Here is a 1,350-nt window from a genome sequence, read left to right as displayed (position 1 = left end):
CATGAGTTGCCCTGTGTCAAGCCGCCGGTTGTTGGTGGGCGATCAGTCGTTGGAGGGCGCCGTGTTTGTCCGGGTCGTAGGCGAGGTTGTCCTGCCAGCAGTGCCAGATGACGAACAGCCAGGCGCGGGCGAGGATGCGGACGGCATGGGGGTGGTCGTGTCCGCGGGCGACGGCTCGGCGGTAGAGGTCGGCGGCCCAGAGGTTCGAGTGGCGGGAGTCGCCCGCGAAGTCGGTGACGGCATCGCGGAGTTGTTTGTCTGCGGCCCAACGGAATCCGACGCTTCTGGCCTTGCCGGATTGGCGTGTGGAGGGGGCGACGCCGGCGAGACAGGCCAGCGACTCGGGGGTTGGAAATCGTGCCCGGCAGTCGCCGATCTCGGCGAGCAGCCGGGCGGCACGGACGGTGCCGGAGCGGGGCAGGCTGGTGAAGATGTGGGCGTCGGCGTGCCCGGCGAGTTGCTCGCCGATCTGTTCGGTGAGCAACTTGATCTGTTCGACGAGGGTGCGCAGGGCGGCGAGCAAGGCGCGGGTGATGTGGGCGTGCGCGGATCCGTCGTCACCGACGGCGCCGCGGGGTGCGGCGGTCAGGCGGGCATGCAGGACCGCGGGGTCGGTGCGGCCGCTGTAGCTGACGCCGGACAGCCACGTGGCCAGACGCTTGGGGGTGAGCCAGTCGGCCCGGTCCTGACAGTCGAAGCGGGTCAGGAACATCAGGCTGATCGGGGAGTCGAGATCGGCGAACAGGCCGACCGCGCCGGGGAAGACGTTGCGCAGGTGCGCCCGCAGCTGGTTGGCGAGGGCGACCCGGTGGGCGACGAGGTCCTTGCGGGCCCGGCAGACGCGGCGCAGCGCGACGGTGGCCGGGTGGTCGGGGGTCAACGGCGCCAGTCGGGCGCGGTCGGTGCGCAGGGTGTCGGCGAGGACGAAGGCGTCGAAGCGGTCGTCCTTGTTGCCGGCCGATCCGTAGCGGCCGCGCAGGTTCTTGACCTGGTTGGGGCTGATCACCACCACGGTGATCCCGGCGCCGAGCAGGGTGTCGATCACCGGTCCGTCCGGGCGTTCGATCGCGACCTCGCAGACGCCGGTGCGGGCGAGGACTGTGAGCAGCTCGCGCAGCCCGGCGGCGCTGTGTTCGACGGTGCAGCGGTGGACCTCGCGGCCGCGGGCATCGACGACGGACACGGCGTGATCGTCGCGGGCCCAGTCGATGCCGCAGGTCAGGGCGTTGGGTGGTTCATCGGGCAGGGTGTTTCTGGCAGACTTCATGTCAGCCTCCTCGCTGCTAGACCCAGTGGGGAGGCACCCTCGTGCGGTGCCGGGACGCGGCAGCCGGTTCGCTCACTGTTCGG

General features: G+C 70.8%; 1 protein-coding gene. It reads right to left on the bottom strand.

From position 1 onward, the window contains the following. Positions 1 to 16: 16 nt before the first annotated feature. On the bottom strand, positions 17 to 1,267 hold the full coding sequence (locus ACFVJ3_RS49475; protein ID WP_378459044.1) for an IS110 family transposase: 1,251 nt from the start codon (positions 1,265 to 1,267) through the stop codon (positions 17 to 19). Positions 1,268 to 1,350: the final 83 nt, after the last annotated feature.

This window comes from Rhodococcus sp. NPDC127593, assembly GCF_042671975.1.
Lineage (GTDB): Bacteria > Actinomycetota > Actinomycetes > Mycobacteriales > Mycobacteriaceae > Rhodococcus_F.
The sequence above is the reverse complement of the archived record's forward strand: the minus strand, read 5'-3'. Positions and strand labels throughout refer to the sequence as shown.